Raw genomic sequence first — 26,988 nt, 5'->3', positions numbered from 1 at the left:
TATGGGAATTGAACTCGTTCACTTTAGCATTGGCAAACCGAAACAAATGAAATATGGCGAAGATAAAGAAATGATAACAGGTATATGTAAAGATCCTACAGAAGAGGCCTTTCTCTCAAAAGACGGATTTCGTGGTGATGACGTAGCGGATTTAAAACATCACGGCGGACCTGATCGCGCTGTTTGTGTGTACCCACACGAGCATTACGCACTATGGGAAGAGGAATTTCAAACTACGCTTCCCGCTTCCACATTTGGTGAAAACATTACCGTAACAAATATGTTAGAGCATGATGTTTGCATCGGAGATACATACAAATTAGGTGAAGCGATTATTCAAGTGACACAAGCGCGCGTACCTTGTAGCACAATTTCAAAACGCCTTGGCATCCCTGGCATACTGCCGCGTATTGTAGCAACTGGATTTACTGGCTACCTATGCCGCGTTCTTCAAGAAGGTACTGTACGTAAAGATTCAAAAATTACATTACTAGAACGTCCATCAAGCAATGTTTCTGTTTTATTCTCTAACGAAATTTATTTTCATAATAGAAAAGATAAAGATGGCATCGAGAAGATTCTTGCTGTTCCAGAACTAGCTGATATTTGGCGTGGTCAATTAGAAGATCGTCTTGCGAAGTTAAAATAAAGAATCCCACCTTCTGCAGGTGGGATTTTATTAATCTATTAAAAAATATATTAGGCAATGAAATGATATTGACGATTAGACAAACACCAACATTCCATCTACATCTTACAACCAATAAGAAGAATAACTCCCCAGCACAGTAACAGAAAAACCGAGTGCTTCAAGTTCCATCGTTACGCCTGGCAATAATACGTCATCGTATGCTTTATCGACATCGATTAAGAAAAAGTAATTTCCAAGACCTGTTTTCATCGGACGCGATTCGATTTTTGATAAGTTTAATTTTCTCCATGCGAAAGCTGATAACACTTGATATAGGGCACCTGCATAATCTGCAGGTAACGTTATCATAAGCGTCGTTTTCTCTCCGCGGTTCTCTCCGTTATTCGGGAGTACTGCTTTCTTTTTCTTATGGAGTACTAAGAAACGCGTGTGATTATTTTTATGCGTATGAATACTACGTCTCACAATTGTTAATCCGTATTTTTCTGCAGCCGCTTCATTTGCAATAGCGGCAATTTTCTCTTCAGGATGTTCTTTCACATATTGTGCAGCAGCACTTGTAGATGTCATATCTCGAACAGTTACTCCTTTTAATTCTTCATTTAAAAATTTATGGCACTGTGCAATGGCATGCGGATGAGAATGCACTGCATATACTTCATCCCACACTTCTGCATACTGCGGATGTACAAGTAAATGCTGCTGAATTGGTACTGTAATTTCTCCTACAATGGAAAGCGGCTGCTCATGTACAAGGTAATCAACCGTTATATTCACTGAACCTTCTATTGCATTTTCTAACGGTACAACTGCGAAGTCTACATTTTCATTTGCAGCTGCATCTATACAATCTGGAATCGTTCGATACGGTACATGCTCTGCTTCCGGAAAAAAACGACTCACCGCCATATTTGTAAATGTTGCTTCTGGTCCTAAATATCCTACTCGAATCATCGTCTTTTCCCCTCTTTTTCGTTTTCTTACTGTTATACCATACTTTTTTATATTCTTCTATGTAAATTTCGAATATTTAAAAAAGACTAGCATTCGCTAGTCTAAATGTTTCTTATACTCTCTTTGAGCGAAGAAGAAATAAATGATACATGCTGCGATATAAAACAGAATGAACAAACCTACTTTTCTTAATGATCCATCCATAAAAAGCGTATTATGAAACGTATATAATGCAACTGCACTATGCATACTCCCTACTATAATTGGCGCAAAAAATAGCATACATAATTGCCAACGAGAAATTTTCCATACTTCTTCCTTCGTCATTCCAAGTTTAGAGAGTGCACCATACTGCTTTCGGTCCGATGCAATATTATGGAACCATTTAAAATACACGATACTACATGAAGTGAGAAAGAATAATATACTAATAAATGAGCCTACAAATAGAGTAATATCGCCGCCTTCTTTCATATTTACATACAACTCCATATTGCTTCGAAATGCATTATTATTATCTTGTTTTATATGTCTCCGTAAATCTTCATTTAATTTCTTCGTCTTTTCGATATTTGATAATGTGTAGCCTCTATATATCATTTTTTCAGAATCAGGAACCTGATTTGCTATACTGTCAAAATCTTCATCATTCATAACGAAGAACAGACCATTAATGTACGAAGGGTGATGGTTAAATTGAACCCCTTCTTTCTGACCGTTAAATACGAATTGATATGGTTGATTCATTACTTGCAATTGAATCTCTTTTTGATTATATACATTCGAATTATTGTATTTATTATAATAAACGAGTGTCACTGTACCTTTTTTAGGACGATACGTTTTCTGTCTTTGTTTCCTTGCTTCTTGGTTATATTCACTTTCTTTTATAAGCGGTACTATTGTTGTTTCTCCCTTATTAGACTGAAAGGATGCATAAACTCCAACAAAACTCATATATTGAAAATCATCATACTCATATTGATGCAGTAATTTTTCAACCGCACCTTCCTCAAAGACTTCATGAGTAGAAATACCTTTTTCTATGTACGAAAACGAGTGTACCCCTCCAGTTCGCCACATATCTTGCATGCTAGAAAAATATAAGAACACCGTACCTGTTGCTGTAACTACAAACGTCGTTGCCATAGACATCAGAAAGAAAAAGCGACCATTTTCCTTCATTCGATGTGACAATTGATTCACTATAAATAAATACGGATATGTATACATAATCTTTTTATTTCGCTTTATCATTTCTAACACTTGGGTAGCTCCATGTGTAAAAGAAAAGTACGTTCCAAAAAAGACAAGTATAGACACAGGGAAAAAGTATATTGCTATCGTAGTCATCGTCACTTGTAGCGCCAACGCATACCCGCCCACTAAACAAGCAAAACCGAATAAACAAAGCCACTTTGATGTTTTCTTCTCTTTTTTATCTGTTCGAAATTCTTTCAATAACCGAATGATTTTTATATTCCATATACGTAAAGCACTTATAAAAGATAACAAAATAAAAACGACCATATATGTAATAAATGTTACACCAATCGCCCTTACGTCAAATATCACAGGGAGTTCTTTCGGAAGCCCCAGTAACATACTAAATACCATAAAAAAGAGTTTTAAAAATATCATACCGAGCACAATACCGAAAATATTCGCGAAGACCCCGATTAAAATTTGTTCGGTCATAATCATTCCTATTACGTTAGATTTCGTTGCTCCCATTAACATATATAACCCTAATTCTTTCTTACGTGCTTCTATGAAAATAGAAGTAGAGTACAAAATAAATATGACGAAAAAAGAAATGATTATAACATTACATATGATAAGTCCCCAACGTACGTTTTGATACCACATCGTCTCTTGCATATACGGATGCACAATGACAGACATATATGCGTAAGAAGCAAATATTGCAAAACAACTACTTAAGAAAAACACTTTATAATTACGCCAATTTCCTTTTATATTTTGCAGCGCTAGTTGCCAAATGTTCATCTATCGTCCTCCTGTAACTTACTACATAGGCAAAAAGCTAGAGGTTCCCCTAGCTTTTTACGTGTTTTAAATATCCTCTTTGCGCGATCATAAAGTAAATGGCAGAAGCTAAAATGTATGCTCCAATTACAAGCGCACCTGATTTCCATAAATCAATATAAAGCATTTTCCCTAACGTATGAAGAGCAACTCCACTATGAATGGAACCGATTAAAATTGGGATAAAGAAGATAACTCCCATTTGTCGAATCGCAATTTTGCGAATTTCTTTATCTGTCATACCGATTCTCTTTAACGATTTAAATTGAATACGATCTTGTTCTTTATCGTTAAACCATTTAAAGTATGTCATACTACAAGCGAAGAAGAAGAACAGTACCGCTACGAAGAAACCGATGAACATTGTAATTGCTCCACCTTCTCTTATATCCTTATACGCAAACACTGAATTTCTCAATTCTCCTTGCTTTTCTGGTGCAATTTCATTTTTCAAATCTAATACAAGATTTTCTGTATTTTTCCAATCCTCGATATAATAACCGTAATATTTCGTCTTTTCTTCATCTGGTACGAGTTTTGCATATTTCTCAAAATCTTGATCATTTACAATAAGATATTCACTATCATTAAAAACAGAATACTGCGTTGGATTATTTAATTGAACAGACTGCTTTTGCCCGTTAATTGTAAATTCATACGGTTTCGTACGATCTATCTTCATCAGTTCATTTGACATATCAACCATAACCATCGTTGCACTACCTGGTGCATTATGAACTTCTGTAGGTTGCTCTCTCTTTTGTTTGCGCACTTCTGCATTATATTCTTTTTCTGAAATAATCATCATCGGTACTTCATGTTCACTATTAAACAACGTTATTTTCTGTGTTGCCGGTAGTTTAACGTAGGTTACTTTTCGCGCATCTTCAAACCCGTGTCTCTTCACAAGCTCCTGTACCTTTTCTTCATTAATAAGATTATGCGTATTTAACCCCTTTTCCTCATATGAAATAGCATGTGGTGTAAGTTCTACCGTTTTCGCACTCATATTTTCAAAATATACGTACAGTGTACCTACTGCTGAAGATACTACCGCCGTAATAATAGAAATTACAAATAGAAAACGAGCATTATCTTTCATTTTATAAATAAGATTGCTAAGAACAAACATATTTGGATACGTATAGAAAGATTGCTTTCTTTTTTGTAATGCTTTTAATACAACTGTACTACCTTGTGTAAATAATAAATACGTTCCGCCAATTGTCAGTCCTACCACCGGTAAAAAGAGGATGAGGAAATTCAGAAACGTTACTTGGAAGCTAAGTACATATGCAGCAATAATACATCCTATACCAACTACACATAACCATGTAAATGCAAACGGCTCTACTTTTTGCTTTCTAGCTTCTCTTAATAAATCAATAATTTGCAAGCGTCCTACCGTCCAAACGCTAAACAATGATAGGATTAAAAATAGGATAAAGTATACGCCAGCTGTAATAAGAACTGCTTTACTATTCCAAACAAGTGGAAGTGTCTTATCTATTTTCAATAATACGCTTAACGCTTGGAAAAATAATTTTGAACAAAGCATTCCAACCCCAATACCAATTACAATTGCAATACTACCTAACATCAGTTGCTCTAATATAATCATTCGGCCGAGCTGCGATTTCGTTCCGCCTATTAATGTTAGTAGACCAAACTCTTTTTTTCTTGCTCGTAAAAACGTTGAATTTGCATATAAAATAAAGAGTGCCGAGAAGATGACCACAATATAATTCATCGATTCTAATCCTTTTGTGATCATCTTTCTCATACTAATATTACCGCTTACGACATCTGGATGATAAATAAAAGAAGCATACATGAAAAATACGACAATCGATAAACAACTACTTATAAGAAACGCTTTATAGTTACGCCAATTTCCTTTTACGTTATTAAGCGCGAGCTGGCGAAAGTTCATGATATTCTCCTCCTAGCATCGCAAGTACGTCCAGAATTTCTTGGAAAAAGGCTTGTTTCGTTCTTCCTTTATGTATTTCCGAGAAAATTTCCCCATCGCGTATGAAAAGGATACGTTCACAATAACTAGCCGCTACTGGATCGTGCGTAACCATTGCAATCGTTACTTTCTTTTGCTCGTGTAAATCTTGCAGAGCGCCCATTAGCGATTTCGCTGACTTCGAGTCTAAGTTTCCAGTTGGCTCATCTGCTAAAATTAACGTCGGTTCATGAATGATTGCTCTCGCTGCTGCTGCACGTTGTTGTTGTCCCCCAGATACTTCGTATACTTTTTTATTTAAAATTTCTTCGATGTTTAAAAACTTCGCAATTTCCAGTACTTTCGCATCGATTTCATTTACAGATTTCTTCGCCATTACAAGTGGTAAAATAATATTTTCTTTAATGGATAACGTATCAAGTAAATTAAAATCTTGAAAGATGAACCCTAAATGTGTACGGCGAAACTCCGCTAATTTTGCAGCACGCATTTGATTAATTTCTTCACCATTTACAAGCACATGACCTGAAGTTTGCTTATCAATTGTTGCTAATAAATTTAAAAGCGTCGTTTTCCCGCTTCCTGAAGGACCCATAATCCCTACAAATTCGCCTTCTTCTATTTTAAAATTTATATCGTTTAAAGCAGTCGTCGCTACTGAACCTTTTGATTGGTACACCTTCGTTAATCCTTTTACTTCAAGAACACTCATTTCTAATCCCCCTACGTGTTTTCTTCTTACATTTACTATAAGAAAAATAAGAAAAAGAAACGAGTGATTTCCCTTACAAAACGTTTTGTTATCTTACAGTTTTGTCATTTTTCTCATCAATGTATGATATTCTTCATCTTTTGCAAATTGGAACGTGAATGTTGTCCCTTCTCCTTCAGCCGATTGAACATACATTCCATGATGTAAATTATCGCAAATTTCCTTCGTAATATATAAACCCATTCCAGTCGCTTCTCTCGTTTTACGGCCATTTACCCCCGTAAAGAATGGATCAAATATGCGCTTTACATCTTGCTCTGGAATACCGATTCCATTGTCCTTAATATGTAATAACACCTTTTGGTCTTTCTCTTCAATTTGAAATTGAATTTCCTTTTTCTCTGCCGCTGAAATTTTTGTATACTTGATTGCGTTTACAACAATTTGACCTATAGCAATACTTAGCCATTTTCTATCAGATGCAACCATACAAGTATCTTCTTCAAACATCACTTTCGGAAATACAGACGATTGAATAAAGGATTTCCGATTTTCATTAATAATACCTCGCACGACATCTATAACATTTACTACTTCTATCTTATAATCTTTCGCAAACTGCTCTAGTCTTGCCATATGTAACGCTAAATCTAAACCATTTAGTATACGGTTATTTTCTTCACGAATACTTTCAACTGTTGCTCTTGCCTCACGATGCTCTTTGCCAAACTTTTGCAGCAATAATTCAATAACAGATACTGGTGTTTTCATTTGGTGAATCCATTGGTTCATAAATATCATTTGCTGTTGCTCTTTCGCATGCTGTTTATGAACTTCATTCATATATTGCTGTCTTAATAACGTAAAAGATTCAACGACCATTTCTTGCTCTGATGTATAAGATTCATCAATAAGTAAAGAGTCATGTAATGTATTTCCACCAGTAACATACTTTTCGATCCTATTTAAAAACACACTCCGTTTTCGGTAATCGTAAATGAGGTATACAGTAAACACAACTGTTCCTAATAAAAGTCCATATAACCACGTACTCCAATCAATGGATCGCTTTTCTAAAAGACTTTGCAACTGTAAAACGAGCCCAAATAAACAAAGGCTAACAATGTAAGAAAGAATTAAAGAAAAGCGGTCCATGAGGTAATTTTTAACCTTCATGCCCTTCGCCCCACTCCGTAAGAAGCGCATAACCATATCCACGTTTCGTTACAATTGCATTTTTAATGCCTAACTCCTCTAGTTTCTTCCTTACACGTTTTACATTTACGGTTAATGTATTATCATCCACAAATGCTACTTCATCCCATAGAGCTTCTAACAGTTCTTCGCGCGTTACATATTGATTCACCTGTTTCATTAAACACTCTAATAAGTAAAACTCATTTTTTGTCAGTTCAGTTTGTTGTCCTTGCCACTCAACAATATGCTGAGACGGGAATAACAACAGTCCATTTACACCTAAACAATCACTCTCAGCAGCAGAGGCATACTCTCCGTAACCACGGCGAAGCGCACTCTTCACCTTTGCCATTACGATATCTAAATGGAATGGCTTCGTAATATAATCATCGCCGCCATTTTCAATCGCCATTACTTGGTCCATTTCTCCTGTTCTTGCAGAAACAAAAATAATCGGTGCATTCGATACAGTACGAATTTGACGACACCAATAAAAACCGTCAAAGTACGGTAAATTAATATCAAGTAACACAAGATGAGGATTTATTTTTACAAACTCATCTTTTATTTGACGTAAATCACTTGCTCTAAATGATTGATAGCCATATCTTTCTAAATGCTCTTCTAATATTCCCGCGATTTTCTCATCATCTTCTACAATTAATATTTTATACATGCTCGTTTTCTCCCCATAAAAAAATTCTTCTAAAACCACTCCCCTTTTTATTATAAATTGAAAATTTAATTAGTGGGGATTTTTTCCTATACAAATCCGATTTTTACGATATAAAAAAAGACTGCCGTATTTCGGCAGTCTTAATCGATAAATTCAAATTCATATTCAAGAATTTTTACAATATCTCCGTCTTTTGCACCACGTGCACGAAGCGCTTCATCAATACCCATTCCGCGCATTTGACGAGCGAAACGACGTACAGATTCATCACGTGAGAAGTCTGTCATCTTGAATGTTTTCTCGATATCGTAACCAGAGATAACAAACGTGCCATCACTTTCACGTGTAATTTCAAATTTAACACCTTCAGTATCAAATTTGTACATTACACTTGTATCAGACTCATCCGCAACTTCATGTATTGGGAATTCTGGTGTTGTTTCTATTAAGTTCGCTACTTCAAACAGTAAGTCACGAACACCTTGTCTTGTTACAGCTGAGATTGGGAAGATTTTTACTTCTTCTCCCACTTTCTCTTTAAATGCTTGTAAGTTTTCTTCTGCATCTGGCATATCCATTTTGTTTGCAACAACAACTTGCGGACGCTCAGTTAAGCGAAGATTGTATTCTTTTAATTCATTATTAATCGTTACGTAATCTTCATATGGATCACGGCCTTCTAAACCAGACATATCAATAACATGCACGATTACACGTGTACGCTCAATATGACGTAAGAATTGGTGTCCAAGTCCGACGCCAGCATGTGCGCCTTCAATTAGTCCTGGAAGGTCAGCCATAACGAAGCTACGGTTATCACCAGTTTCAACAACACCAAGATTCGGAACGATTGTTGTGAAGTGATACTCTGCAATTTTCGGACGCGCTGATGATACAACAGATAATAATGTAGATTTACCTACACTTGGGAATCCAACAAGTCCAACGTCTGCTAGTACTTTAAGTTCTAGAATAACATCACGCTCTTGACCTGGTTCCCCGTTCTCAGCGATTTCTGGCGCTGGGTTCGTAGCTGTTGCGAAACGTGAGTTACCACGGCCACCACGGCCACCTTTTGCAATTACAGCAGTTTGTCCATGCGTTACTAAATCGGCAAGAATTTGACCAGTTTTTTCATCTTTTACTACTGTTCCTGGCGGAACCTTTACAAGTAAATCTTCAGATTTACGTCCGTGCTGACCTTTACTCATTCCGTGCTGACCGCGATCAGCTTTGAAATGACGTTGGTAGCGGAAGTCCATTAATGTACGTAAGCCTTCCTCAACTACGAAAACAACATCTGCACCTTTACCTCCGTCGCCACCTGCTGGGCCACCTTTTGGTACATACTTCTCACGACGATACGCAACCATACCATTACCACCGTCGCCGCCTTTTACATATATCTTGACCTGATCTACAAACATTATTTCACCACACTTTTTTCAATTGGTTGTAATATAACTGAGACTTCTTCGTCTCGCACTGTATAAGAAATGGAATACCATTTATTGTTTTGGGTCGCAAGCCAATTCTGTAGTTCTTCTACACTCGTTAGCTTACCACGAAAATCAAAAAAGAAACGAGCATTATCCGCGTCACATTCAATTGTGATACAAACATAATTTTCAACATATACGTCTAAACTATGCTGAAGCATCGAGAAAAATTGATTCGTCCATGTACATACAGTCTCATCTAAGTGAGATAAGTTATGTAATTTCCCTAATACTTCGTACTCCAATAAGCACGGCTGCTGTTTCCAATTATATGTTAAAATCCACTCTGAAAATAAAGGCATTGATAGCCCCATCAGATTGGATTCTTGTCTCGCTTCTTGGACAAAACGATCGATGAGACTATGAATTTCTTCCACTTTTCCAAGGGAAAGGTTTCCTTTCACCATCTGCATACGATTGAGCCAATCATGTCTTGAATGGCGCAATGCATCTATAATTGTCCATTTTTCATTCATTTAGATACCCCTTAATATAGAAAAACTCTAACCTGCACTCAGGTTAGAGTTTTCCGTGAGTTCTTATGCTTCTTGAGCAACAGGATATACGCTCACTTGTTTGCGGTCACGACCAAGACGCTCAAAGCGTACTACGCCGTCAACTTTCGCGTATAAAGTGTCATCGCCACCACGACCAACGTTAACACCTGGATAAATTTTTGTACCGCGTTGACGGTAAAGAATTGAACCACCTGTAACCGTTTGACCATCTGCGCGTTTAGCACCAAGACGTTTTGACTGAGAGTCACGACCGTTCTTTGTACTACCTACACCTTTCTTAGATGCGAAAAACTGAAGATCTAATCTTAACATACGTTACACCTCCTGCACTTTTTCTATTAAACGGATATACTTTCCGTAATCAAGTTCGATCGTCTTAAGCGAAACAACTAATCCTTCTAAAAGCGTTTGTGCTTTTTCTGCTGCATGAACATCTAAATCATTAGGCAATTCATACGTTAAAAATCCGCCATCACTTCCGAGTTCAATAGTTGCTTGCACATTACAAAGTTGTTCCACTGCATTTATAGAACCAAACACAACCGCTGTAGTTCCAGCACAGACAAGGTCTTGTCCATGTGGCGCATAATCGGCATGTCCAGTCATTTTAAATGATTGGATACTTCCTAATTTCGTGCGACTTATCGTAATTTTAATCATGTTAACCAGAATTAAGCGTTGATAGCTTCAACAACTAGCTTAGTGTAAGGTTGACGATGACCTTGTTTCTTACGATTGTTCTTTTTCGCTTTGTATTTGAAAACGATGATTTTCTTAGCGCGACCTTGTTTTTCAACTTTCGCAGTAACTGTTGCACCTTCTACAACTGGGCTACCAACTTTAACGTTTTCGCCACCAACGAAAAGAACTTTGTCAAAAGTAACAGTTTCACCAGCTTCAACATCTAATTTTTCAATGTAGATTGCTTGACCAGCTTCAACTTTAATTTGTTTTCCACCTGTTTCGATAATTGCGTACATACTTGCACCTCCTCTTAATTACTAAGACTCGCCAAAAACGAGGTAGACATAAATGCCTTTAGGGAACCTGTCTTGTGCGGTTGTAGCATATAGCCGTTTAGGTGCTATAAACTATAACATAAAGATGTTATCATGAATCATAGACGGTTGTCAATAAATGTTCTGCTAACTATTTTTTCCGTTCTAAAATTTCTTTTTTACTTCCAAAACGAACGATAGCATACTTTTCGATAATATCATCTTTGAAATAAATTTCAAATGGAATATTTTTTTGTAATCCTTTTTGCAAAAACTGTTTTTGCAGTTCTTTAGGCGCAGCGATTAATACTGCTTCATCTTCTATATTGCCATATGTGATTAGCTCTCTCTCTAACTCATACGCAATTGTTTCATGCGACATCACATAACCCGTCGCTTTGCAAGGTACACACTCTTTTAATAATACGTCCCGTAAAGAATGCTTTTTACGTTTACGTGTCATTTCCAAAATCCCTAGCTCCGTAAAGCCGAGCACCCTTGTATATGTGCGGTCATCTTGCATAGCAGCTATGAGACATTCTCTTACCTTTTCTTTATCTTCTCTTTTTTTCATATTAATAAAATCAATTAATATCATACCACCAATATCACGAAGTCTTAATTGGCGTGCAATTTCTTCAGCGGCTAGCTCATTTGTGCGAAGTACTGTATCTTGTAAATTTTGTTTTCCCGTAAACTTGCCCGTATTCACATCAATTACAGTCATCGTCTCCATTTGTTCTACAATTAAATAAGCACCATTTGGAAGCCAAACAATTTTTTGGAGTGCTTTCTCAATCTCACGCTCTATTCCAAAATGGTTAAACATCGAAGACTTTTCATTATAAAAAGATACTTTTTCTTTTCCAACTTTGTCTTCTAATTCCTTTACTATACTTCTTGTATCTACAACTACTTTTTCAATTGTTTCAATTGGGTTCTCTTGAAATACACGATCTAAAAAGGTCGCCGGTCGATGAAGTAATAACGGCACCTTTCCTTGACCCTCTTTTCTTTTTAACTCTTCATACAACTGTTGTAACCCTTGCATTTCAGCTTGTATTTCTTCAATTGCTCCTTTTTCAGAAGCAGAACGGAAAATGTACCCCCCCGTTCCCTCTATTTCAATTTGGAGTAACTGTTGTCTTCTTTTATTATTTTTTATTTTTCGAGAAACAGCGCGCATCTCATCAAACGGCATATAAACGACATATTTCCCGGTAAATTCTATATTCGCTGTCAATTTAGGCCCTTTCGTATCAATTGCCTCTTTCACAACTTGTACGAGTATCGCTTGCCCTTCATGTATACGATAAGAAGATGGTACATCATCGTATGAAAGGTAAGCATGTTTTTCTAAACCGATGTTTACAAAAGCTGCATTCATTCCAGCAATTGTTCTTACGACACGTCCAACATAAATATGCCCAACAATCTCTTGCTCTTCATTACGTTTCCATAAAAACTCAACAATCTTTTTCTTCTCTTCAATTGCAACGCGCTTTTCCGAACCAGCGTAATTCACATATAACGTTTTCAAAATTATTTCCTCACTTTATAATCTTCTTTGCTTTTACAATAATAAAAGGTTAGTGCTATCGTCAACACTAACCGATTAATTCTTCAACTGATGAAGTTGTTCGTTTTTCAGTAAAATATGCATAGAGCAATTCATTTTCATCCAATGTGTAATGCTCTTTATATTTTCCACGGACGATAATAGAATGCTTATATCCTCTACGAAATTTTGTGAAGATCGTATATAAACGATCTTCCGTTTGCACTTCAATAGGTGCAATCTTTTCGATTCCTCTTTTGTTTCCATAATAACGTTCTAATAAAAAACGCATAAATGCATACCGTCTTTGTTTCCACTCTTGATATAATGACACTGCTAAAAATATGAGTAGTACCCACATCATAATATTGTTACTATTCCAGAGTAACTGCCATCCTAATATTACACTAAAAAAAACACATGACAATTGCATCATCTTTTCATGTGCTTGTAAATAAGGGAAACGATATGATAATACATTAAACAATACTTTCCCGCCATCTAACGGCCAAATAGGAAGTAAATTAAATGCTAAAATAATTATATTATTCCACATGAAGAAATAATATAAATCTGCATTCAGCCAACCAGCTTTGAACAACATATAACCTACCAGCATCATCCAAACATGTTGAATCGGTCCTGCAATTACGACAACAAGTTCCTCTTTCAATGACTTATTACCATGTTCCTCAAGCTCGGCAACGCCACCAAACGGCAAAAGCTGAATTCTTTTTATACGCCAATTATAGTGTGCTGCTGCAAAAGCATGCCCAAGTTCATGAATAAGAACAATACAAAATAACAGTAGTAACTCTTTAAAACGCGCAGTAAAAATACCAATGACAATAATAACCCAAAATAATGGATGCACGGAAATTTTCGTTAAAACGTCCCTATATTTAATCAAATGATATCACCTGGATCGGATCAATAAATTTCTCATTCTTTTTTATCGCGAAATAAAACTTTCCATTTTTATCATTTGTATCATTACTCACCGTTCCAATTTTTTGTTTCTTTGAAACGTAATCATATAATTTCACTGACATATCGTTTAAGTTTGCATACCATGACTCCGTACCATCTGCATGTTGAATTTGAACTGTATTTCCAAGTTCCTCTTTCTTGCCTGCAAAAACAACTAACCCTTCATTTACTGACTCCACTTTTGCATTTGTAGCTGTTTGGACAAATACACCTTGGCCATTTTTTTGAAACCCTTGCATTACCTTTCCAGAAGCAGGAATTGCATAATCTTTTTGCTGAATACTTCCTTCTTTTTTCTCGTTCGGCGAATAGAATACAAGCGGTTTTCCAAATTGCTTTTCGTACCATTTCGCTACAGTAGCAAACTGAAATTCCTCTTTCATCACTTTTTCTGTAACAGCTTTAGCTCCATTGAATGAAGAAGGAGCATTCTTATATAAAATAGCAACCGAAAGAACTAATATTGCTGATAATAAAACTTTGAAGAAAAAGACTTCCTTTCGAAATAAAGGATGCATTTCCTTTTCTCCATCTTCAATAAATACTGCTTCACTATCAAAATTCCCTCCGTTAAAATACTGCTCTTCCTCCATCCTTTCTTGCTCGGCCTTCCTTTTTGCAATCCGCTTTTTAATTTCTTCTACGCGTCTATTCTTCATACTGTCTCCTTTCTTTCGTTAAGCTAATTTCATTAGAAACAGTTGTATACAGTTTGTACATATGTATGAGCTAAGAAAGAAAGATATTCGTGTGAAGAAAAAAGAAAGCACCTCGCATATGTGCGAAGTGCTCTTAACGGATTCCAAAGAAGTTTTTCACCTTTGCAAATACCGATACCTTTTCTTGTTCAAATGCTTGTAATGGTACATTCTCACCTAACAAGCGTCTTGCAATATTACGATAAGCCAACGCTGCTTTTCCGCTTGGTTGCAACGCCACAGGTTCACCTGTATTTGTAGCTCGAATAACTTCATCGTCATCTTCGACAACACCAAGAAGCTCGATTGACAATGTACGTACAATTTCATCAACATCTAACATATCCTGTTCATGAAGCATATGACTACGTACACGGTTAATAACAAGTTTGGGTGGTTCAATATCCTCTTTTTCTAAAAGCCCAATAATACGATCCGCATCGCGCATTGAGGATACTTCTGGAGTCGTAACAACGATTGCTTTATCCGCACCAGCTACCGCATTTTTAAATCCCTGCTCAATCCCCGCAGGACAATCGATTAATATGTAATCATAATCTTGACGTAATACTTGTATTAATTCATCCATTTGTTCAGGTGTTACCGCTGATTTATCACTCGTTTGTGCTGCAGGTAATAAATAAAGATCATCAAAACGTTTGTCTTTAATAAGAGCCTGAGGTAAACGGCAACGCCCTTCAACGACATCAACAAGATCAAATACAATACGATTTTCCAGCCCCATTACTACGTCTAAATTTCGAAGACCGATATCTGTGTCAATTAAGCACACTTTCTTTCCAGATAACGCTAGGGCCGTACCAATGTTCGCAGATGTAGTAGTTTTACCTACTCCGCCTTTTCCAGATGTAATTACTATTGCCTCTCCCACAGCTATACAATTCCCCTTTCTAACTTTGTTAAATTAGGTCTAAGATGAGTGAGAAGTTGCAGGCGATCGACAACAATGTGATTGTTCTCATTAATATACGCACATTCTGCCGCCTCCGCTCCGTCTTCTTTCTCTTCCGGAGCCCGCATTGCCACATCACTAATTCGAAGTTGCATCGGGTTCATAACAGATGCAGCGATTACAGCATCCGAATCCCCATAATACCCAGCATGTGCAATTCCTCTTAATGATCCTACGACAAAAATATTCCCCCCAGCGATAACCGTTCCGCCTGGATTAACATCTCCAATTAACAACAAATTTCCTTTTACATGTAAAACTTGTCCAGAGCGAACAATTTTGGAAATAGGGACAATTTCTGTTTCTTCTTTCCAAGCTATTGCTTCTGCTTTAGTGATAACATCACTTTCAATTGAATCCACAACAAGATTCTTTTTATTACGAATTAACGTACGAATCTCTTCTTGTTGGACTTCTGTTAAATAACGATTTCCTACTTTCACATGCACTTCAATTAAAGAGCGCCCATCACCATCGTAGTAATGTGTAGAAAGTTTTTCGTCTAATTCCATCAATAATTCTGAGAATGAACAACAATCATCTAAATGAAGCGTTATCCCATCTTTTGTCCCTTTTATCGTTACATTTTGTTGCTTTTTTTCTTCCACTAAAGTTCACCCCACCGATTCAATTCGACATAAAATTAGAAAATCCTTTTTTCTTTTTCTTCCATCGCTTTTGAAAGACGCACTATATATCGTCTCAGTGGGAAACAAACTATCAATAAGAAAATAGCATTTAACAATAAAGTAGAAAGGAGACGATCTGTGAAAAAGACATACGCTGGCATATGAGTACGCCCTAATAAAGTTAAGAATCCATACACATAATACTCTAGTGCTACAACGCTAGCTAATATGATAGAAACAACAATAAATAAATTCAATTGTAGTACTTTCATCACACTATATACTAAATAAGCTAAAATCGGATAAGCAAAAATATATATCCCGACAAGTTCTGTGTATACGGTATCAAATAAGAAGCCAAATAATAGTCCGTAATAAATCCCTTGGACCGGACTATAATACACTGTAATAAAACATAAGACGATTATAAAGAAATGCGGTGCTGCTATGCTGTCTTTCCAAAACACATCCGTTGGAACAACAGTAGCAAACATATTTTCAAATAGAAACACAAAAAGGAGCAAAAGAGGAAGAGCTGCTCTTTTTAATATCTTCATCATCTCTTCTTCTCCTCCTATTCTAATGGCGCTGAAGGTGTTGCACGTTTAGCAACCGTAATATGCTCTACGTCATTTAAATCAGCGGCAGGTTTTACATAAGCTGTTTTTGTTAAGCCATATGCATCCGGCTGAACTTCAACGATTTTTCCAATTACAAGACCTTTCGGGAAAATATCACCCAGTCCAGATGTTACAACTAGTTGATCTTTCTCTACCGGTGCATCAGAGCCAATCTTTGTGAAAAGAAGTAATTGCTTTTCTTTGTCATAACCTTCAATCAATCCAAAGATTTTCTCTTGCCCTTGTACAATAGCAGAAACGCGATTTGTTCGGCTCATAGAACTTAGTAATTCTACTGATGATGTAAACTGAGATACACTTTTCACTCTTCCAACTAACCCTTGTGAAGTTACTACAGCCATATCTTTTTTAATTCCTTGCTGTGCCCCTTTATCAATTCCAATTAAATCGTACCATTTATCTGGATTACGAGAAACAACAGTAGCTGGAATTTCAGTATACCCGCTATTTAACTCTTTTTTACCAGTTAGCTCTTGTAACTTCTTGTTATCATCTTCTAATTGTTTTACTTTCCCTGATAGACCTGCATAATTATCTAATTTTGCTTTTAATTCTTTATTCTCTTCATACGTGCGCTTTACATCCTCTACATTTTCGAAGAATCCAGCTACGTATTTCGCTGGCTTTTGGAATACACGTTCTACAACACCGACAGTATCTTTAACAAACTGCTCTGGCCATGTTAAACTGTTCCGTTCTTTCAATGAGATTCCAATCAATGCCACGAGAAGAATAATACTAACCAACAAAACAATTAATCTTTTGTTTAAGAAAAACTGTGGCACGTTCACACCCTCTTAATTTCACTGATTTTTATTTTGCAATATTATCGAGCAGCAGTTTTGAAAAGATCGATATTGTCTAATGCTTTACCTGTTCCAATTGCTACGCAATCTAATGGATCTTCTGCAACAAGAACTGGCATTTTCGTTTCTTCACTAATTACTTTATCTAAATTACGTAGTAATGCCCCGCCACCTGTTAATACGATACCGCGGTCCATAATATCAGCCGCTAATTCAGGTGGAGTTTTTTCTAACGTATTTTTAACTGATTCTACAATCGCATCTACTGTATCTTTTAATGCATCTGCAATTTCTTCTGGCTGAATTAGTACTGTTTTTGGTAAACCACTTACTAAATCACGACCGCGAATTTCCATAGGCTCGATACCTTCTGGCTCGCCTGCAGAACCAATTTCTAATTTTAATGCTTCAGCTGTTCTTTCACCGATCATTAAGTTATAGCTTTTCTTAATGTACTGAATGATTGAATCGTCCATATCATCACCAGCAACACGGACTGACTGGCTTGTTACAATACCACCTAGAGAAATAATTGCAACTTCTGTTGTACCGCCACCGATATCAACAACCATACTACCAGTTGGTTCCCAAACAGGTAAGTTTGCACCAATTGCTGCTGCAAATGGCTCTTCGATAGGATAAGCATCACGAGCACCCGCTTGACGAGTCGCATCGATTACTGCACGTCTTTCTACAGCTGTAATACCAGATGGTACACATACCATTACATACGGCTTACGTGAGAAGAAACCGTTTGATTTTTGAGCTTGTTGAATGTAATATTTCATCATTGTTGCAGTTGTTTCATAATCAGCAATTACACCGTCTTTCATCGGGCGAAGTGCCACAACGTTCCCTGGTGTACGACCAATCATTTGTTTTGCATCGCTACCTACAGCAACGATTTGTTTCGTATCAGTTTGTAACGCAACTACTGAAGGTTCACGTAAAACTACACCTTTTCCTTTTACATATACAAGCGTGTTCGCAGTTCCTAAGTCTATTCCAAGATCGCGAGTAAATCCACCAAATCCAAACATATTATTTATCTTCCTTTCTTGTTTTCACGGACTCATTTTTTCTTACTTTATATTATAAAAACAGTACGTTTTTTATATCTTTATCCTTTTTGTAGATAAATTTCTACAAAAAACTCATAAATCACATTATAAAACAAAATAAGTAAAAAGCATAGTCTTAAATATGACCTTTTTCCTTTAAACTCACGAATTTATGGTCACCTATTATAATATGATCAAGCACTTCAATTCCGATAATCTGGCCGCATTCTACTAAGCGTTTTGTTACTGCAATATCTTCACGGCTCGGCGTGGGATCTCCTGAGGGATGGTTATGAAGACATATGATAGAGGCTGCTGCACGACGGAAGGCTTCTTTAAAAACTTCCCTCGGGTGTACAATTGACGTGTTTAAACTTCCAATAAAGATCGTTTGCCTATGTATAACTTGATTTTTTGTATTTAAATATAAACAAACAAAATGCTCTTGTTGTAAAAAACGCATTTCTTCCATCATGTATTTCGCACAATCTTCTGGACTTCGAATACTATATCTATTTTGATATTCTAAACGTACCATTCTTCTGCCTAGTTCAAAGGCTGCCATAAGTTGCGATGCCTTTGAAATCCCAATACCATGTATACTAATTAGCTCTTCTAATGTTGCATCTTTCAACATACGTAAGCCATCAAATTGATGTAAAATTTTATCTGACAACTTTAAAACTGTTTCTTCTTTAGAACCTGTTCTGAGTAACACTGCGAGAAGCTCTCGATTTGATAAACTTCCAGCACCTTCTAACAATAAACGCTCCCGTGGCTGTTCTTCTCTTACAACATCACGAATACCGTTCATCTCTCCACCCCTTTATTTGTTCTCTCAAAGAAAACCCCATGCAATTTTACGCATGGGTTACATCAATATCAAATTGTTTTAATTCCCGAACGAGACGTGCAATTGGTAAGCCAACTACACTATAGTAGTCCCCTTGAATATTTTGAACGAAAATAGATCCTTTACCTTGAATCCCATAACTACCGGCTTTATCAAAAGGTTCTTTCGACGCGACGTATGTATCAATTTCCTCTTCTGTTAACTCCCAAAATGTAACTTCTGTACGCTCATAAAAAGTAACCGTTTTTTCTTTTGCTATAATTGCAACACCTGTATACACTTCATGTGTTTTCCCTGATAGTAATTGCAACATCTCTTTCGCCTCATCCTCATTAGAAGGCTTACCAAGAATACGCGACTCATATGTAACAATTGTATCTGCACCTAACACAATGTGATCACTATTATTTTCTGCCACCGCTGATGCTTTTTGCAAGGCAAGCGACATTACAATATCAGAAGGCGATGAATATGCACCAATTGTTTCCTCTACTTCACTTACAACGATTTCAAATGGCACACTAGCTAACTCAAGCAATTCCTTCCTCCGAGGTGACCCTGAAGCTAAAATTATTTTTCTCATATTTTCTCCTTCCTTTCTCACATGAAGCAGAACAATTTATATTAATCGTATCAAAGGAATAGTTTGTCCACAAATGAAAGAAATATTAATTTCTCTAACTAAAATAACACTTCTTTATTGCATACGATTATATTCCTGTCATAGAGAAAGCACTTTGCTCTAAATTCAAAAGAAAAGAAAGAAGTACATGTACTTCTTTCTTACTCATTTTATTATCCTATCATTTCACTTTCTACGAAACAATTTTTTCATACGAGAGTAAACCATCAATAATAACTTGATTTAATTTCGCCAAAGATTCCTTATCCATCTTCCCATCTTTTACTGTTTGTACAGCTACCGACGTATACATATACAGTTTCTTTGCTTCTTCTTGTTTCATACTTTTCCCTTCTTTTTCAACCTTTTTCCATTCTTTTTCAATTACTTCTATATCTTTTGCGCTACTTTTTCCACCAACTTGTACGCTAGAAGCATATTTTGCTAAATGAGTGTATAATGGCTGCACTTTTGTTAAAAATGTTCCTACTTCTTTATCATCTTTCAGCAATGCTTTATCTGTTATATCCCAGTTCTTTTTTAAAACGGAGACACCATCATTTTTATACTTAGTCATTAATTGATCTATAGACTGTTCATCGCTAGCAATACCAACAACTATTGCATACTTATCACCGCTCGGTCTCAAAGCACCAATGCCCCCATTGCCTTTCCATTCTTCAAGAGCTGCCTGTCCCTTTTCTTCAGAAGAATAAAGCCCTCCTTGAACAAAAAATAATTTCATTGGATCCAATGACGTTCCTGCTTGTGCTTTTTGTTTTTCTTCTTTCGGTGCTGGTGTTTGTTCTGCCGTTCCACCCACCTTTGATTCTCCATTTCCAGTCGGCCTTGAAGCTGTCACTTCACTTCCTCCTGTCGTTCCTTGTCCAGTAAGTAAATGAAGCATCCCCATTCCAAACGCCGTACCGATAATGATTGCAGTTGCAACGATTACAATTAATGTATTACTCCACTTCTTTCGGTATTTTTCCACAGACATTGATTTCGCTTTTTGAAACGGAACAACATTTTTCGGTCGTTCACTTTCTACTACCATCCATTCAAATTCATCTTTCTTTTTTTCCTCATACTTCGCTTCTGTTCCATTCACTTTCACTGAGATCGTTCGTGATTGCTTGTCCATACACTCACACCTCACCTCTTATCGTTGTCCGCATCATATCATATTCATTTCATAAAAAAACGAGATATTTGTCAGAGGAATTCGCCAAATAACCCTATATATTTATCTTATATGTATGCATTTGACTTCATTTGTAGAACAAAAAAACTAGATAGCAAAGACTATCTAGTTTTTCTCGCAAATATATTTTCGTACTTCAGAAATGAAATAAAGAGAACCTGTTATGATAAAAACATCATTTTCTGCTATCATTTCAACTTTTGTATCAATTGCCTCTTTCCAATTTTCAAAAACTAATTTTGATTCTTTCTGTGAATATGATGCAAGCTTATCAGCAGAAATAGCACGATCAAAGGCGAATGTTGTAAAAATAATTTCATCTGCAATGGTTTCTAATTGGCCTACCATGTTATGTAATTGTTTATCACCAAGGGCAGTAAATAACACTATTACATTTTTATCTTTGTAATGCGCTTCTACTGTTTTCACAAGGCTTTCGATACCTTCTGGATTATGAGCACCATCTATAATAATATCTGGATTACTTTGCAGTTTTTCAAAGCGCCCCACCCAATACGCTTCCTGTAATCCAGTTCTTATTTCTTCTTCCTCAATTAAAAATGATAAGTATGTTTTTACATACATGACTGCCATAAGCGCAAGTGCTGCGTTTCCTACTTGGTGGCTGCCTTTCATTGTGATTCGCACATCTTCAAAAGAGGCGAAAGGACAAGTGAAATCGAACTGTTCTCCATCTTCACTAGACTGTTTATGTAATGCTGTAAAATGGTTGCCCATCTCGTATAAGTTTGCATGATTTTCCTTTGCAACATTTTGAATGACTTGCAAAGCTTCTTCATCTTGTACACCAGTAATTACCGGCACGCCAGACTTAATAATCCCCGCCTTTTCATATGCAATTTCTCCTAGTGTATTTCCTAAAATATGCATATGATCGTGACCGATATTCGTAATAATCGTGAGAACAGGGTGTATAACATTGGTAGAATCAAAACGTCCACCAAGCCCTGTTTCAAATAAAACAACATCACAGAAATTGAATTTGCCGAAATAGCAAATCGCCATAACAGTAATAATTTCAAACTCTGTCGCTTCCCCTAAATCCGTTTCATCTAGTTTTTCCACGACTGGTTTTACCAGCTTTACAAGTTCAGTAATCTCTTCGTCTGCAATTGGTGTTCCATTCACACTAATGCGTTCATTAAATGATTCGATGTAAGGAGAGGTAAACGTTCCTACCTTATATTTCGCGCCTTCTAACATGTAACGCATATATGTTAACGTTGAACCTTTTCCATTTGTACCAGCAAGATGAACACATTTGATATGACGCTCTGGATTTCCAAGTTCTTCTAACATCCATCTCATTCTTTCTAATCCTGGCTTAATTCCAAATTTCAATCGGCTATGGATCCACCCTATCGCTTCTTCGTATGTATGTATCACGTATATTTTTCCCCTTTCAAAAGACAACTTTCATAGTTCTATTATACGCAAAGAAAAGAGACTCACCAATATAGTGAGTCTCTAAAAACATTTTTACTTTTCAAGATCTGCTAGACGTTGACGAACTGCTTCGCGTTTTTCTAGGTAATCTTGCTCTTTCGCACGCTCTCCTTCAATAACCGCTGCAGGAGCTTTCGCTACGAAACCTTGGTTAGAAAGTTTCTTCTGTACACGTTCTACTTCTTTATCGAACTTCTCAAGTTCTTTCTCAAGACGAGCTCTCTCTTCATCAAGATTGATAAGATCAGCTAACGGTAAGAATAACTCTGCACCTGATACGATTGCAGTCATTGCCTTTTCTGGCGCTTGTAAGTCTGTTTGAATTGTTAATTCGCTTGGGTTACAGAAACGCTCAATGTAAGAGCTGTTTTTCGTAAGTTGAGCAAGTACAGCCTCATCTTTTGCTTTAATTTGCATTTGAACTTTTTTGCTCATTGGCGTATTTACTTCTGCACGGATGTTACGAACAGAGCGAATGATATCAACTAGAAGGTGCATTTCTGCCGCAGCCTCCGTATCTTGTAAATCTTCGCGAACTGTTGGCCACGCAGCTACTGTAATAGACTCGCCTTCATGCGGTAAATGTTGCCAAATTTTCTCTGTTACGAATGGCATGAATGGGTGTAATAGACGCATTGTTTGATCTAATACGTAAGCTAAAATAGAACGAGTTGTTTTCTTAGCTGCTTCATCTTCACCGTATAGTGGAAGTTTCGCCATTTCAATATACCAATCACAGAAATCGTCCCAAATGAAGTTGTATAATGAACGACCAGCTTCACCGAACTCATATTTATCCATGTTACGTGTTACGCTTTCGATTGTTTCGTTTAAGCGAGTTAAGATCCACTTATCCGCAACTGATTTTTCGCCAGTTAAATCGATTTCTTCATACTTCATATCATCCATGTTCATTAATACGAAACGTGATGCGTTCCAAATTTTATTAATGAAGTTCCAAGTAGATTCTACTTTTTCCATGCTGAAACGTAAATCTTGACCTGGTGCACTTCCTGTTGATAAGAAGAAACGCATTGCATCTGCACCGTACTTCTCGATAACATCCATTGGATCAATACCGTTACCAAGAGATTTACTCATTTTACGACCTTGCTCGTCACGAACTAAACCGTGAATTAATACATCTTTAAATGGACGCTCGCCTGTAAACTCTAAACCTTGGAAAATCATACGAGATACCCAGAAGAAGATAATATCATAACCCGTTACTAGTACATCTGTTGAATAGTAACGTTTGAAGTCTGCTGAATCTTCATTTGGCCAACCAAGTGTGGAGAATGGCCATAATGCTGAACTGAACCATGTATCAAGTACATCGTTATCTTGATTCCAGTTTTCAATATCTGCTGGTGCTTCTGTACCTACGTATACTTCACCAGTTTCTTTATGGTACCAAGCTGGAATACGGTGTCCCCACCATAATTGACGAGAAATACACCAGTCATGAATATTTTCCATCCAACGTAAATATGTGTTTTCAAAACGCTCTGGTACGAACGTTACTTTTTCTTCTTCTTTTTGTTGAAGCGCTACTGCTTTTTCAGCAAGTGGAGCCATTTTTACGAACCACTGTGTTGATAAATAAGGCTCAACAACCGCACCGCTACGCTCACTATGACCTACTGAATGCATATGTGGCTCGATTTCTACTAATACGCCAGCTTCTTGTAAGTCTTTTACTAATTCTTTACGGCATTCGAAACGATCCATACCGTTATACTTACCAGCTTTTTCGTTCATCGATCCATCTTCGTTCATTACTAAGATGCGTGGTAAGTCATGACGGTTACCTACTTCAAAGTCATTCGGGTCATGAGCTGGTGTAATTTTTACAACGCCCGTTCCGAAATCTTTTTCTACGTACTCATCAGCAATAATCGGAATCTCACGGCCTACGATTGGAAGTGTAACTGTTTTTCCGATTAAATGTTTGTAACGATCGTCTTCTGGATGAACTGCTACTGCTGTATCACCAAGCATCGTTTCTGGACGAGTAGTAGCAAGACGAATGTGACCAGAACCATCTGTTAACGGATAGTTCATATGGTAGAATGCACCTTGAACTTCTTTATGAATTACTTCAATATCAGAAAGAGCTGTACGTGTTGCTGGATCCCAGTTGATGATATATTCACCACGGTAAATTAAGCCTTTTTCGTATAATTGAACGAATACTTTATTAACCGCATCTGATAAACCTTTGTCTAATGTGAAGCGTTCACGAGAATAGTCTAGTCCTAAACCAACTTTCCCCCATTGTTGACGAATGTGAGAAGCGTACTCTTCTTTCCACTCCCAAGCTTTTTCAAGGAATTTTTCACGGCCAAGATCGTAACGTGAAATACCTTCTTCACGAAGTTTTCCTTCTACTTTCGCTTGTGTTGCGATACCAGCATGGTCCATTCCTGGAAGCCATAGTACATCGTATCCTTGCATACGCTTCGTACGAGTTAAAATATCTTGAAGAGTTGTATCCCAAGCATGACCTAAGTGTAACTTACCAGTTACGTTCGGAGGTGGAATTACAATTGTATACGGTTGTTTCTTCTCGTCTCCTGTTGCTTCAAAATATTTGCCTTCAAGCCACCATTGATAAAGGCCTTCTTCAACGGACATATGATCATATTTAGTTGGTAAATTCTTTTCCGTGTTTGACATTATTTTCCCTCCTTAAAATAAAAAATGTCCCTCATCCAAAAAGGACGAGGGACATCGCGGTACCACCTTTATTTACAAACAAATTCATAATTTGCTTATACTCTTAATTTGATAACGGACAAATCCGTCTTTTCCTAATAAGAACTATTCCGTTCAGAAAAGATGCTCCAGGGCTACCTTCTAACATAACTATCTAGAGAATCTCCCAGCTAATGATTCTCCTCTCTGAAGACGTTTCATGTTATACTCTTCCCCTTCAAGGCATTTATATGATTGTTAATTATTATATACAATAGTGTAAAAAACGAAACCTTATTCGTCAAGATAAATTTAAAACTACAGCTTTTGGTGCCAAAAAGAAGATAAGTAGAATCCTCTACTTATCTTCTTTACCCCGCTATTTGTGGGCAGTAAGACCTCCACCTCAAAACTCAGCTGAAGCAAAGAAGTTAGATGGGAGCCCTGGTGCCCGTAAACGCCCAATTAGTGAAGGCTAATCATCAGCGGGGAATGTTTACTTTATCCGTTCCCTTGCTGGGCAGCTTGTAATTGTGACAGGAAATATTCTATATTGCTAACGAGCCAATGCGATTGTTGCAAACTCTTTACTCCGCGCAGTTCATTTTCCTCGTTACGATTATCTCTTCTTTTCTTATAAGACTGGATTTGCCGAATAAATTGCGATGGATACGTCATATACGCAAACATAAGTAGTTGCTCTTCTTTCGTAAAAGGGAAATTTTTTTGATACATTTGAAACCATTCAAACCGATCACTTCTTGCGATTGGATATGTGTTTAAAGACCGTGAATAAAAACCTACTATATCTTGCACAGGCGTTGCAAACTTCGATTTTTCTAAACTAATAAAATAGCCATTCCGTTCATAGTCAAATAAAAAATGATTCAGTGACACATTACCATGCACAAAAGTAATACGCGTTTTCTCCTTTTCTTTCATCGCATCGTTCCACTCATTTAATTGCTTCGTTGCAAATTCACGCGCTCTCATTACATGATGATAGTACGTACAATATTGCAATTCAAACGGGGACATATACCATTTTGATTCAGATTCTACGAGAAACTCTTCTAACATCTCACCATCATTTTCCCAACGATCGGATATACTTGTATAATGTTTTTCTAAATCTTCTTCCGTATACGTTTCTTCCTTCACAGTTTTTTGATGCAACGTTCCAAGTGTCTGAAACATTTTATGGTATTGATCATTGTCCTCACCGTTTCCTTCTGCACGTTCTAACCAAGGCATTAAATAATAATTATACGTCCCGTCACTTAAAATATAACTTCCATCCGTCGCATGATATATAGGTACATAATTTGAAAAACCTTTCTCCTTCAAATATTGAATATGATGCAGAAAGTTATTCCGCTCTAACTTTCTGCCTTCTATTTTCTTGAGTGCATATGGACCTTGATTCGTATAAATTTTCATTACATTTCCGTGCTCTTCCATATGCTGCGTATCCAATCTATATTGCCTCACGATAGGTTCATAGTGATTTCGCAACTCAATATCCATACGAATAACCCTTTCTATTCAAAACATAGCCTCTA

At 36.8% G+C, this 26,988-nt stretch carries 26 protein-coding genes and 2 other annotated features; of the genes, 1 reads left to right on the top strand and 25 read right to left on the bottom strand.

Annotated features, from left to right (window positions below; translation table 11 throughout):
• Nucleotide 1: 1 nt before the first annotated feature.
• Nucleotides 2–649: an MOSC domain-containing protein gene (locus tag MR112_RS17290; RefSeq protein WP_078186497.1), complete on the top strand. Its 648-nt coding sequence runs from the start codon at nucleotides 2–4 to the stop codon at nucleotides 647–649.
• 105 nt (nucleotides 650–754) lie between these two features.
• On the opposite strand, the gene pheA is transcribed toward MR112_RS17290, so the two are convergent.
• The 25 genes from pheA to ysxE form a co-directional block, all read right to left on the bottom strand.
• Nucleotides 755–1,606: a prephenate dehydratase gene (gene pheA, locus MR112_RS17285; protein WP_000621701.1), complete on the bottom strand. Its 852-nt coding sequence runs from the start codon at nucleotides 1,604–1,606 to the stop codon at nucleotides 755–757.
• Between the two features lie 96 nt (nucleotides 1,607–1,702).
• The gene (locus MR112_RS17280) at nucleotides 1,703–3,616 is read right to left on the bottom strand and encodes an ABC transporter permease (protein WP_016123402.1); all 1,914 of its coding nucleotides are present in this window, start codon (nucleotides 3,614–3,616) and stop codon (nucleotides 1,703–1,705) included.
• A 49-nt stretch (nucleotides 3,617–3,665) separates the two neighbouring features.
• A complete protein-coding gene (locus MR112_RS17275; RefSeq protein WP_242245151.1) occupies nucleotides 3,666–5,588 on the bottom strand; it encodes an ABC transporter permease in 1,923 nt (640 codons plus the stop codon).
• Nucleotides 5,563–6,339 carry an ABC transporter ATP-binding protein gene (locus MR112_RS17270; RefSeq protein ID WP_000114529.1) on the bottom strand — a complete coding sequence of 259 codons (777 nt, stop codon included), beginning with the start codon at nucleotides 6,337–6,339 and terminating at the stop codon, nucleotides 5,563–5,565. Before MR112_RS17270 ends, MR112_RS17275 begins: the two co-directional genes overlap by 26 nt.
• Before the next feature lie 93 nt (nucleotides 6,340–6,432).
• Nucleotides 6,433–7,515 (bottom strand): HAMP domain-containing histidine kinase, encoded by a 1,083-nt coding sequence (locus MR112_RS17265; protein ID WP_242245150.1) that lies wholly within the window; start codon nucleotides 7,513–7,515, stop codon nucleotides 6,433–6,435.
• Nucleotides 7,505–8,212, bottom strand: coding sequence for a response regulator transcription factor (locus MR112_RS17260; protein ID WP_012593337.1), 708 nt, complete (start codon nucleotides 8,210–8,212; stop codon nucleotides 7,505–7,507). The genes MR112_RS17265 and MR112_RS17260 overlap by 11 nt, the downstream gene beginning before the upstream one ends.
• A 140-nt stretch (nucleotides 8,213–8,352) precedes the next feature.
• A complete protein-coding gene (obgE, locus tag MR112_RS17255) occupies nucleotides 8,353–9,639 on the bottom strand; it encodes a GTPase ObgE (RefSeq protein WP_000497129.1) in 1,287 nt (428 codons plus the stop codon).
• Entirely contained in the window at nucleotides 9,639–10,187 is a 549-nt protein-coding gene (locus MR112_RS17250) for a sporulation initiation phosphotransferase B (protein WP_001003584.1), read from the bottom strand. Before MR112_RS17250 ends, obgE begins: the two co-directional genes overlap by 1 nt.
• A 63-nt stretch (nucleotides 10,188–10,250) precedes the next feature.
• Nucleotides 10,251–10,541, bottom strand: a complete 291-nt coding sequence (rpmA, locus tag MR112_RS17245) for a 50S ribosomal protein L27 (RefSeq protein ID WP_000944958.1) — start codon at nucleotides 10,539–10,541, stop codon at nucleotides 10,251–10,253.
• A gap of 3 nt (nucleotides 10,542–10,544) precedes the next feature.
• Complete coding sequence (locus MR112_RS17240) at nucleotides 10,545–10,889, bottom strand: ribosomal-processing cysteine protease Prp (RefSeq protein WP_002164192.1); 345 nt, start codon at nucleotides 10,887–10,889, stop codon at nucleotides 10,545–10,547.
• A gap of 11 nt (nucleotides 10,890–10,900) precedes the next feature.
• Nucleotides 10,901–11,209: a 50S ribosomal protein L21 gene (gene rplU / locus MR112_RS17235; RefSeq protein WP_000270907.1), complete on the bottom strand. Its 309-nt coding sequence runs from the start codon at nucleotides 11,207–11,209 to the stop codon at nucleotides 10,901–10,903.
• A gap of 14 nt (nucleotides 11,210–11,223) precedes the next feature.
• Nucleotides 11,224–11,301 (bottom strand) — a sequence feature (ribosomal protein L21 leader region).
• 77 nt (nucleotides 11,302–11,378) lie between these two features.
• Entirely contained in the window at nucleotides 11,379–12,767 is a 1,389-nt protein-coding gene (locus MR112_RS17230) for an Rne/Rng family ribonuclease (protein ID WP_242245149.1), read from the bottom strand.
• 67 nt (nucleotides 12,768–12,834) lie between these two features.
• Nucleotides 12,835–13,695: a stage IV sporulation intramembrane metalloprotease SpoIVFB gene (spoIVFB, locus tag MR112_RS17225; RefSeq protein ID WP_000599058.1), complete on the bottom strand. Its 861-nt coding sequence runs from the start codon at nucleotides 13,693–13,695 to the stop codon at nucleotides 12,835–12,837.
• Nucleotides 13,688–14,434, bottom strand: a complete 747-nt coding sequence (gene spoIVFA, locus MR112_RS17220; protein WP_000797471.1) for a stage IV sporulation protein SpoIVFA — start codon at nucleotides 14,432–14,434, stop codon at nucleotides 13,688–13,690. The genes spoIVFB and spoIVFA overlap by 8 nt, the downstream gene beginning before the upstream one ends.
• 133 nt (nucleotides 14,435–14,567) lie before the next feature.
• A complete protein-coding gene (gene minD, locus MR112_RS17215) occupies nucleotides 14,568–15,365 on the bottom strand; it encodes a septum site-determining protein MinD (RefSeq protein ID WP_000503309.1) in 798 nt (265 codons plus the stop codon).
• A gap of 2 nt (nucleotides 15,366–15,367) precedes the next feature.
• Entirely contained in the window at nucleotides 15,368–16,054 is a 687-nt protein-coding gene (gene minC, locus MR112_RS17210) for a septum site-determining protein MinC (protein ID WP_000391521.1), read from the bottom strand.
• A 35-nt stretch (nucleotides 16,055–16,089) separates the two neighbouring features.
• Nucleotides 16,090–16,635: a rod shape-determining protein MreD gene (mreD, locus tag MR112_RS17205; protein ID WP_000975766.1), complete on the bottom strand. Its 546-nt coding sequence runs from the start codon at nucleotides 16,633–16,635 to the stop codon at nucleotides 16,090–16,092.
• Between the two features lie 14 nt (nucleotides 16,636–16,649).
• Entirely contained in the window at nucleotides 16,650–17,501 is an 852-nt protein-coding gene (gene mreC / locus MR112_RS17200) for a rod shape-determining protein MreC (protein ID WP_001135488.1), read from the bottom strand.
• A 41-nt stretch (nucleotides 17,502–17,542) separates the two neighbouring features.
• Nucleotides 17,543–18,562, bottom strand: coding sequence for a cell shape-determining protein MreB (gene mreB, locus MR112_RS17195; protein ID WP_000466736.1), 1,020 nt, complete (start codon nucleotides 18,560–18,562; stop codon nucleotides 17,543–17,545).
• 157 nt (nucleotides 18,563–18,719) lie between these two features.
• Entirely contained in the window at nucleotides 18,720–19,397 is a 678-nt protein-coding gene (gene radC, locus MR112_RS17190) for a RadC family protein (RefSeq protein WP_001013390.1), read from the bottom strand.
• Between the two features lie 46 nt (nucleotides 19,398–19,443).
• Nucleotides 19,444–20,019 (bottom strand): Maf family protein, encoded by a 576-nt coding sequence (locus MR112_RS17185; RefSeq protein ID WP_001226290.1) that lies wholly within the window; start codon nucleotides 20,017–20,019, stop codon nucleotides 19,444–19,446.
• 232 nt (nucleotides 20,020–20,251) lie between these two features.
• Nucleotides 20,252–21,202: a stage II sporulation protein B gene (locus tag MR112_RS17180; protein ID WP_078186328.1), complete on the bottom strand. Its 951-nt coding sequence runs from the start codon at nucleotides 21,200–21,202 to the stop codon at nucleotides 20,252–20,254.
• A 165-nt stretch (nucleotides 21,203–21,367) separates the two neighbouring features.
• On the bottom strand, nucleotides 21,368–22,669 hold the full coding sequence (locus MR112_RS17175; RefSeq protein ID WP_000582064.1) for a bifunctional folylpolyglutamate synthase/dihydrofolate synthase: 1,302 nt from the start codon (nucleotides 22,667–22,669) through the stop codon (nucleotides 21,368–21,370).
• Nucleotides 22,670–22,762: 93 nt separating this feature from the next.
• Nucleotides 22,763–25,408: a valine--tRNA ligase gene (locus tag MR112_RS17170; RefSeq protein ID WP_242245148.1), complete on the bottom strand. Its 2,646-nt coding sequence runs from the start codon at nucleotides 25,406–25,408 to the stop codon at nucleotides 22,763–22,765.
• Nucleotides 25,409–25,445: 37 nt separating this feature from the next.
• Nucleotides 25,446–25,677 (bottom strand) — a binding site (T-box leader).
• Nucleotides 25,678–25,927: 250 nt separating this feature from the next.
• A complete protein-coding gene (gene ysxE / locus MR112_RS17165) occupies nucleotides 25,928–26,953 on the bottom strand; it encodes a spore coat protein YsxE (RefSeq protein ID WP_000350658.1) in 1,026 nt (341 codons plus the stop codon).
• Between the last annotated feature and the right edge of the window lie 35 nt (nucleotides 26,954–26,988).

Source organism: Bacillus cereus group sp. BfR-BA-01330 (assembly GCF_022663885.1).
Lineage (GTDB): Bacteria > Bacillota > Bacilli > Bacillales > Bacillaceae_G > Bacillus_A > Bacillus_A cereus.
Note: the sequence above shows the minus strand (reverse complement) of the source record. Positions and strands in the feature narration are given on the sequence as shown.

Coding starts and splice junctions, on each gene's coding strand:
- MR112_RS17290 (WP_078186497.1), top strand. CDS start 2: ATGGGAATTGAACTCGTTCACTTTAGCATTGGCAAACCGAAACAAATG.
- pheA (WP_000621701.1), bottom strand. CDS start 1,606: ATGATTCGAGTAGGATATTTAGGACCAGAAGCAACATTTACAAATATG.
- MR112_RS17280 (WP_016123402.1), bottom strand. CDS start 3,616: ATGAACATTTGGCAACTAGCGCTGCAAAATATAAAAGGAAATTGGCGT.
- MR112_RS17275 (WP_242245151.1), bottom strand. CDS start 5,588: ATGAACTTTCGCCAGCTCGCGCTTAATAACGTAAAAGGAAATTGGCGT.
- MR112_RS17270 (WP_000114529.1), bottom strand. CDS start 6,339: ATGAGTGTTCTTGAAGTAAAAGGATTAACGAAGGTGTACCAATCAAAA.
- MR112_RS17265 (WP_242245150.1), bottom strand. CDS start 7,515: ATGAAGGTTAAAAATTACCTCATGGACCGCTTTTCTTTAATTCTTTCT.
- MR112_RS17260 (WP_012593337.1), bottom strand. CDS start 8,212: ATGTATAAAATATTAATTGTAGAAGATGATGAGAAAATCGCGGGAATA.
- obgE (WP_000497129.1), bottom strand. CDS start 9,639: ATGTTTGTAGATCAGGTCAAGATATATGTAAAAGGCGGCGACGGTGGT.
- MR112_RS17250 (WP_001003584.1), bottom strand. CDS start 10,187: ATGAATGAAAAATGGACAATTATAGATGCATTGCGCCATTCAAGACAT.
- rpmA (WP_000944958.1), bottom strand. CDS start 10,541: ATGTTAAGATTAGATCTTCAGTTTTTCGCATCTAAGAAAGGTGTAGGT.
- MR112_RS17240 (WP_002164192.1), bottom strand. CDS start 10,889: ATGATTAAAATTACGATAAGTCGCACGAAATTAGGAAGTATCCAATCA.
- rplU (WP_000270907.1), bottom strand. CDS start 11,209: ATGTACGCAATTATCGAAACAGGTGGAAAACAAATTAAAGTTGAAGCT.
- spoIVFA (WP_000797471.1), bottom strand. CDS start 14,434: ATGAAGAATAGACGCGTAGAAGAAATTAAAAAGCGGATTGCAAAAAGG.
- mreD (WP_000975766.1), bottom strand. CDS start 16,635: ATGATGAAGATATTAAAAAGAGCAGCTCTTCCTCTTTTGCTCCTTTTT.
- mreB (WP_000466736.1), bottom strand. CDS start 18,562: ATGTTTGGATTTGGTGGATTTACTCGCGATCTTGGAATAGACTTAGGA.
- radC (WP_001013390.1), bottom strand. CDS start 19,397: ATGAACGGTATTCGTGATGTTGTAAGAGAAGAACAGCCACGGGAGCGT.
- MR112_RS17185 (WP_001226290.1), bottom strand. CDS start 20,019: ATGAGAAAAATAATTTTAGCTTCAGGGTCACCTCGGAGGAAGGAATTG.
- MR112_RS17180 (WP_078186328.1), bottom strand. CDS start 21,202: ATGGACAAGCAATCACGAACGATCTCAGTGAAAGTGAATGGAACAGAA.
- MR112_RS17170 (WP_242245148.1), bottom strand. CDS start 25,408: ATGTCAAACACGGAAAAGAATTTACCAACTAAATATGATCATATGTCC.
- ysxE (WP_000350658.1), bottom strand. CDS start 26,953: ATGGATATTGAGTTGCGAAATCACTATGAACCTATCGTGAGGCAATAT.